General features: G+C 70.8%; 6 protein-coding genes. 2 read left to right on the top strand and 4 right to left on the bottom strand.

The window, feature by feature from the left end:
- Positions 1-140 precede the first annotated feature (140 nt).
- The 3 genes from ACZ5C2_RS24920 to ACZ5C2_RS24910 all read right to left on the bottom strand — a co-directional run bounded on the left by ACZ5C2_RS24920 (position 141) and on the right by ACZ5C2_RS24910 (position 3,057).
- Complete coding sequence (locus tag ACZ5C2_RS24920; RefSeq protein WP_468794918.1) at positions 141-1,043, bottom strand: tRNA (adenine-N1)-methyltransferase; 903 nt, start codon at positions 1,041-1,043, stop codon at positions 141-143.
- Between the two features lie 50 nt (positions 1,044-1,093).
- Positions 1,094-2,698: a site-2 protease family protein gene (locus tag ACZ5C2_RS24915; protein ID WP_468794915.1), complete on the bottom strand. Its 1,605-nt coding sequence runs from the start codon at positions 2,696-2,698 to the stop codon at positions 1,094-1,096.
- A 161-nt stretch (positions 2,699-2,859) separates the two neighbouring features.
- On the bottom strand, positions 2,860-3,057 hold the full coding sequence (locus tag ACZ5C2_RS24910; RefSeq protein ID WP_468794912.1) for an XRE family transcriptional regulator: 198 nt from the start codon (positions 3,055-3,057) through the stop codon (positions 2,860-2,862).
- Positions 3,058-3,294: 237 nt separating this feature from the next.
- Between ACZ5C2_RS24910 and ACZ5C2_RS24905 the strand changes: the two genes are divergently transcribed.
- Both ACZ5C2_RS24905 and ACZ5C2_RS24900 read left to right on the top strand, forming a co-directional pair.
- A complete protein-coding gene (locus tag ACZ5C2_RS24905; protein ID WP_468794909.1) occupies positions 3,295-4,236 on the top strand; it encodes a RecB family exonuclease in 942 nt (313 codons plus the stop codon).
- Between the two features lie 14 nt (positions 4,237-4,250).
- Entirely contained in the window at positions 4,251-4,922 is a 672-nt protein-coding gene (locus ACZ5C2_RS24900; RefSeq protein ID WP_468794906.1) for a response regulator, read from the top strand.
- Between the two features lie 282 nt (positions 4,923-5,204).
- Here the strand turns inward: ACZ5C2_RS24900 and ACZ5C2_RS24895 are convergent, their stop codons facing one another.
- A complete protein-coding gene (locus tag ACZ5C2_RS24895) occupies positions 5,205-6,812 on the bottom strand; it encodes an ABC transporter substrate-binding protein (protein ID WP_468794903.1) in 1,608 nt (535 codons plus the stop codon).
- Between the last annotated feature and the right edge of the window lie 73 nt (positions 6,813-6,885).

The raw sequence follows: 6,885 nt of genomic DNA, 5'->3' as shown, positions 1-6,885 counted from the left end.
ACAGGAGGGGGGTATCCATCCTCCTCCTCGGTAGAGTCTTGGTGGCTTGAAGCCCCCAAACACAAAAACGCTCCACCGCGTCCCTTCCTGTCCCGACCCCCCCCCCCACGGCGCCTGTGTGTTGCGGACGACGGGCCGGATCAGCGACCGGCGCCTCCGTCGGCGTTGGGACCGGCGTAGTCCTCGCCGTAGGCCCCCTTGGCGGGGCGGCGGCGGCGCATGGGCGGCTCGACGCCGTCGGCGAGGCGGCGGGCGGTGAGCAGGAAGCCGGTGTGGCCGATCATCCGGTGGTCCGGGCGGACGGCGAGGCCCTCGATGTGCCAGTTGCGGATCATCGACTCCCAGGAGGTCGGCTCGTTGAAGCAGCCGATCTCGCGGATGGACTCCACGGTCCGGGCGAGCTGGGTGGTGGTGGCGACGTAGCAGCACAGGATGCCGCCGGGCACGAGCGCCTTGGAGACGGCGTCCAGGCACTCCCAGGGGGCGAGCATGTCCAGGATGACGCGGTCGACGTCGGGGTCGGACAGGTTGTCCTGGAGGTCGCCCACGGTCAGCTGCCAGGCGGGGTGCGGAGCGCCGAAGTACCGCTCGACGTTCTGCCGGGCGATGTCGGCGAAGTCCTCCCGGCGCTCGTAGGAGTGCAGCATGCCCTGGTCGCCGATGGCGCGCAGCAGGAAGCTGCTGAGCGAGCCGGAGCCCACGCCGGCCTCCACGACGCGTGCGCCGGGGAAGATGTCGGCGAAGGCGAGGATCTGCCCCGCGTCCTTCGGGTAGACGACAGCCGCCCCGCGGGGCATGGACAGGACGTAGTCGGGGAGCAGGGGGCGCAGCGCGAGGTAGGCGACGTTCCCGGTGGTGCGGACGACGCTGCCCTCGGGAGCACCGATCAGTTCGTCGTGGGGGAAGGAACCCTTGTGGGTGTGGAAGTTCTTCCCGGCCTCGAGCGTGAACGTGTAGTGGCGGCCCTTGGGGTCGGTCAGCTGAACCTGGTCCCCGACCTTGAAGGGCCCGCGCCTGCGGGCGGCACCGGTCGGTTCGGACATGTGACCAGCCTACCGGTCCCCGGAGCGGCCGCCGACCACCGCCGGCGCGTTCAGCTCGGCCTCGCCATGGCCTTCACGAAGGCACGCTCGACGTCGGCCGCGGACAGGACTCCGTAGATCTCGCCCGTGTCCTCGACGACGAGGTACTCGGTGGCCGGTGCCGCCCGCAGGGCGTCCAGGAGGTCCTCCCCGGCGAGCTCGGCGGAGACCCGCATGCCGTCGGTGAGGTCCTGGGCGAGTCCGCTGACCGCGACCCAGGGGCGGCGGTGTTCCGGTACGCCGACGATGGCCGCTTCGCGGACCAGCGAGAGGGGCGTGCCGTCGGGGTCGACGACGACCAGGGCGCGCGCCCCGGCCGCGTTGGCGCGGCGCAGGGCCTCGGAGAGGGGCGTGTCCGTCTCGACGGGCACCGCGCGGCGGGTGAGGTTGCGGGCGCGCAGCTCGGGCAGGTGTTCGCGCAGGCGGGCCACGCGCAAGCTGTTCCCGGCGCCGGTCCAGATGATCGCGGCGAGGATGGCGGCGAGCAGCGCGTCCAGGACGGTGTCCATGCCGACGTTGTCCACGGCGTCGGAGCCGAGCGCCCCCGACTGGGTGAGCAGCGGGAGGCCGATCAGTACGGCGACGGCGAGGGCGCGGCCGACCCAGGCGGCGGCGATGGTGCCGGTCATCGGCCTGCCGGTGATCGCCCAGACGACGGCGCGGAGCATACGGCCCCCGTCGAGTGGGAGGCCCGGCAGGAGGTTGAAGCCGGCAACGATGAGGTTGGAGATCATCAGGCCGGCCAGCAGGACACCGGGGACGCTGCTGGGGTCGACGGCCAGTAGGGCGAGGTAGAAGACACCCGACAGCACGAGGGAGAGCAGGGGGCCGACGAAGGCCAGCACGAACTCCCGGCCGGGGGTCTCGGCCTCCTTCTCGATCTCGGAGACGCCGCCGAAGAACTGCAGCTGGATGCGGCGCACCGGCAGCTTGAAGCGGAGGGCGGCGAGTGTGTGGGCGAGTTCGTGGACCAGTACGGAGGCGTAGAAGGCGACCGCGAAGAACAGGGAGACCAGATAGCTCGCGGCGCCGAGCTCGGGCAGTACGCGGTCGATCTGTCCGCCGAACACCCAGGTGATGAGGATGGCGACGAGGAACCAGCTGGGCGCCACATACACGGGCACCCCGAACGGCCGCCCCATGAGCAGCCCGCCCCGCCGGCGCTCCTCCTGCCGCCGCGGCCCTGACCCCTTGCCCGATCCCTTGCCGCCGCCTGAGTGGGCCGGCGGGCGACCGGCGTGGTGCTGCGCCGCCGGGTCGTCGGGGCGTTCACCGGTGTCCCGGCCGGCGGGCGGACCGGCCGGTGCCGAGGCCGGGCCCGCGGGGGGTGCGTCGTGGCGGTCCCCGGCGGGCGCCGGGCGCTCCTCGTGCGGTCCGGGAGGGGGGGTCCGGTTCGCGGGAGCGCCGGTGTCGGCCCGAGTTGTGGGGCCGGGCCCCGCGGGCGGTGCCGAGGGCCCGTGCACGCGGGCGCCGTCGGCGGTGGGCTCGGCCGGAGCCGCGGGGCGTTCGCCGGTCTCGTGGGGGGTGTCGTCGGCGGCCGGGGTCCGGGGCCCCGTGTCCTCGGCCGACTCGTCGTTGCCGGGCCGCGGCTGCCCGCGCCCGCCGCTTACGTCCACCGGTGTCCCCTCGTTCGCTGCGTATCCCGCGCCTGCCGGACGGGAGGTCTCGAGTCGATGGTATGCGGCGTTCGCCGCCCCTTCCGCCCGGCACCCCTGTCTCTACCCCTCCTTCCCCTTCTCTCCCTTCGGTCACGCCACGCTGATGCTCCTCTTGCCTGTCAAGCGGCCTGTAGCCAGTCGCGGTAGGCGTGGGCGAGGTCGCCGTCTCGGCGGATCCCGCGTTCGAGGGTGGAGATGGTGGCCGGCCAGAGGCCGAAGTGGTTGGCTGCGGCGGTCAGGGTGATGTTCTTGGACTGCCTCGGAGGCCGTGGGCCGTCGATGCCGAGTGCGGGCCTTGACCGCGGAGCGGGCGGCATTGTGCAGGGCGCGTATGCCCGCGACGGTGTCGTCCTTGGGGGCGCTGGAGGCCCGTCCGGACACCAAGCTCCTACCAGGTCATGTTCCGCCCGGCCGGGGCCATGAGGACAGGTCCCGGCGGCCGGGCAGAACAGCCAGAAGACAGTCCAGCAGGACGTCGGTCAGTGGCAGAGCCATGATCACCGGAGCCTGAGTATCAGGATCAATGTCAGTGGCGGGACGTAAGGTCTGTGGGCATGGAGACGAGCACCGAGGGCGCGGCACGGCCCGACAGTCCGGTCACGGCGGAGGCGGCAGTGGACACGGTCGTGGTGGCCCAGGCCGGCGCGGTACCGCCCGCCTCGCTGTCCCCCTCGCGTGCGAGTGACTTCATGCAGTGCCCGCTGCTGTACCGGTTCCGGGTGATCGACCGGCTGCCGGAGAAGCCGAGCGAGGCGGCGACCAGGGGCACGCTGGTGCACGCGGTGCTGGAGCGGCTCTTCGACGCTCCGGCGTCCGAGCGCACCGCGCCGCGGGCGAAGGCGCTGGTCCCCGGCCAGTGGGACCGGTTGCGCGAGACCCGCCCGGAGGTCGTGGAGCTGTTCGCCGACGATCCGGAGGGCGAGCGGCTCGCGCGCTGGCTGTCGGAGGCGGAGACGCTGGTCGAGCGCTGGTTCGCGCTGGAGGACCCGAGCCGGCTGGAGCCTGCCGAGCGGGAGCTGTTCGTCGAGGCCGAGCTGGAGTCCGGGCTGCGGCTGCGGGGCATCATCGACCGGGTGGACGTGGCGCCCACCGGCGAGGTGCGGATCGTCGACTACAAGACCGGCAAGGCCCCGCGCCCGGAGTACGCCGAGGGTGCGCTGTTCCAGATGAAGTTCTACGCGCTGGTGGTGTGGCGCCTCAGGCAGGTGATCCCGCGCCGGCTCCAGCTCGTGTATCTGGGCAGCGGTGATGTGCTGACCTACGATCCGGTCCTGGCCGATCTGGAGCGGGTCGAGCGCAAACTGCTCGCGCTGTGGGACGCGATCCGGCTGGCGACCGAAACGGGTGACTGGCGTCCGCGTCCGACGAAGCTGTGCGGCTGGTGCGACCACCAGGCCCACTGCCCGGAGTTCGGCGGCACTCCCCCGCCGTATCCGCTCACGGTGAGGGCGACTGAGTCCGGTGGGCGCGGTCAGGGCAGAATGGGGCCGGACTAGCGAAGGAGACTTACGTGGCCATCCGCGTCCTACTGGTCGACGACCAGCCGCTGCTGCGTACCGGGTTCCGGATGATTCTGGAAGCCGAGCAGGATCTCGCGGTCGTCGGCGAGGCCGGAGACGGCCTCCAGGCCCTGGACCAGGTGCGGGCGCTGCAGCCCGACGTGGTGCTGATGGACATCCGTATGCCGCGGATGGACGGGGTGGAGGCGACCCGGCAGATCACCGGGCCCGAACGGAACGGGCCGGCGAAGGTCCTGGTCCTGACGACGTTCGATCTCGACGAGTACGTGGTGGAGGCCCTGAAGGCGGGGGCCAGCGGCTTCCTGCTGAAGGACGCCCCGGCCAACGAGCTGGTGCAGGCGATCCGTGTGGTGGCCGCCGGGGAGGCGATGCTCGCGCCGAGCATCACCCGCCGGCTGCTGGACAAGTACGCCACGCATCTGCCGTCCGGTGACGAGCCGGTGCCGGACACGCTGCACACGCTGACCGACCGCGAGGTCGAGGTGCTCAAGCTGGTGGCGCGCGGGCTGTCGAACGCGGAGATCGCGGCCGATCTGTTCGTCAGCGAGACCACGGTCAAGACGCACGTCGGGCATGTGCTGACCAAGCTGGGTCTGCGCGACCGGGTGCAGGCGGCGGTGTACGCCTATGAGAGCGGGCTGGTGCGCCCGGGCGCACAGTAGGAGCGCGGTACTACGAGGGCGCCCCTCTGCGCGGGGAGGGGTGCTGACCCGTTCCAGCGTGGGGAACATGACCGCGGGGCCGTCGGGGTCATTGATCTTTTCCCGACCACGATCTGGGAGCCGTCGGCCCCGGTGCCGCCGTTCTCGGTGCCGCAGCCGGTCAACAGGCCGGAGGCCGGCCCCGCCACGATGGGCAGGACCGGCCACGGTTGCGCGGACTCACGTGTGTTGCCTTGTCGTTCCCTGCCCGGACCGTGCCACGGTCCGGGTCCGTACAGGTCGTCAGCCGCTGACGCCGCGTCCGAGTTCCCACAGCTGGAGAGTCGAGGACGAGTTGAGCGCGTAGGCGGTTCCGGTGACGTCGCCGCGCGTGGCGACGTACTGCTTGCCCTGCCACAGCGGCAGCACCGGAACATCGGCGGCGACGATGTCCTGGATCTCCGTGAGGCTGTCGGAGGCGGACAGTCGGTCGGCCTGGCGGCGCGACTCCGGGATCAGGTTCTTGATGATCTCGGGGTTGGCGTAGGGCGAGTTGAGGAAGTTGTCCTTGTCGAGGAAGGGGGCGACGAAGGCGTCGGCGTCCGGGTAGTCGGGGAACCAGCCCATGCCGTAGACGTCGTACTTGCCCTTCTGACCGGCGGTCTTGAACTTGTTCCAGGTCTCGCCCTTGATGTCGGTCCGGAACAGGCCGCTGTCGTCGAGCTGCTTGCTGAGCTGCTCGAACTCGCTCTTGGTGGCGGGACCGTAGTGGTCGTACGTGTAGTGCAGGGTCAGCTCCACCGGTGTGGAGATGCCGGCCTCCTCCAGCAGCTTGCGGGCCTTGGCGACGCTCGGGTCGCCGTACTTGTTGAAGAACGCGTTGGAGTGGCCGGTGACGCCTGCGGGGACCAGCGAGAACAGCGGCTGGGCCTGGGAGCCGTAGACCTTGCCCACCAGCTCGCTGCGGTTGATGACCTGGGCCATCGCCTGACGGACGGCCTTGTCCTGCACGGACTCGGCGTCGGTGTTGAAGGCCAGGTAGCGGATCTCCAGACCGGGCGACTCGACGAGCTCGACCTCCCCGTCGGTGGCGGTGCTGAGCTTCCGGATCTGCTCCGGCGACATGCTGCGGGTCATGATGTCGATCTCACTCTTCTCCAGCGCCTCGCCCATGGCGTCCGCGTCGTCGAAGGAGACCATCTCGACCTTGTCGTTCTTCACCTCCAGCGCGCCCTTGTAGAAGCCGTTCTTGGTGAAGGTGGCCTGGACCATCACGCCGTCCTCGACCGTGCTCTCGAGGGTGTACGGGCCGGAGCCGTCGACCTCGAAGCCCTCGCGCAGCTTGCCCTTGTCGTAGTCGTCCGGGTTGACGATGCCCGCGACCGGGGTGGACAGCTTGTACGGGAAGGTGGCGTCGGCGCTCTTGAGGTGGAAGATCACCTCACGGTCACCCTGCGTCTCGATGGTGTCGATGGTGGACAGCAGCGCGAAGACGCCGCTGTCGCCTTCGAGGGCGAGGGCGCGGTCGATGGAGAACTTCACGTCCTCCGCGGTGATCGCGTCGCCGCTCGAGAACTTCAGCCCGTCCCGCAGGGTGCAGCTGTAGCGCTCGCTGCCGGCGTCGGTGAACCCGCACGTCTCGGCGGCCTCGGGCACCGGCTCGCCGTCGCCCCGGGGCTGGACCATCAGGGTCTGCACGGTCTGCCGCAGGATGTTCCAGGTGCCGACGTCATAGGCCCAGGCCGGGTCGAGGGGCGCGAGGCCGTCCTCCTTGGATGCGGTGAACCGGTCCGTGGTGCCCACGACGATCGCATCGCCGTCGCCGCTCCCGCCGTCGGTGTCGCCGCAGCCGGCGAGCACCGGCGCGAGCAGGCCCATCGCGGCCGCCAGCACCAAAGTCTTGCGGTTCATGCTCGAGTTTCTCCAGGACTGTCGACTCCGTGTATCCGGCATGCAGGGGTTGTCGCAGCGGATCACAGGGATG

This window comes from Streptomyces sp. NPDC031365 (assembly GCF_055569765.1).
Note: the sequence above shows the minus strand (reverse complement) of the source record. Positions and strands in the feature narration are given on the sequence as shown.

Excerpts from the sequence above, each read along its gene's own strand:
- ACZ5C2_RS24895 (WP_468794903.1), bottom strand. The coding sequence starts at position 6,812 with ATGAACCGCAAGACTTTGGTGCTGGCGGCCGCGATGGGCCTGCTCGCG.
- ACZ5C2_RS24920 (WP_468794918.1), bottom strand. The coding sequence starts at position 1,043 with ATGTCCGAACCGACCGGTGCCGCCCGCAGGCGCGGGCCCTTCAAGGTC.
- ACZ5C2_RS24910 (WP_468794912.1), bottom strand. The coding sequence starts at position 3,057 with ATGCCGCCCGCTCCGCGGTCAAGGCCCGCACTCGGCATCGACGGCCCA.
- ACZ5C2_RS24905 (WP_468794909.1), top strand. The coding sequence starts at position 3,295 with ATGGAGACGAGCACCGAGGGCGCGGCACGGCCCGACAGTCCGGTCACG.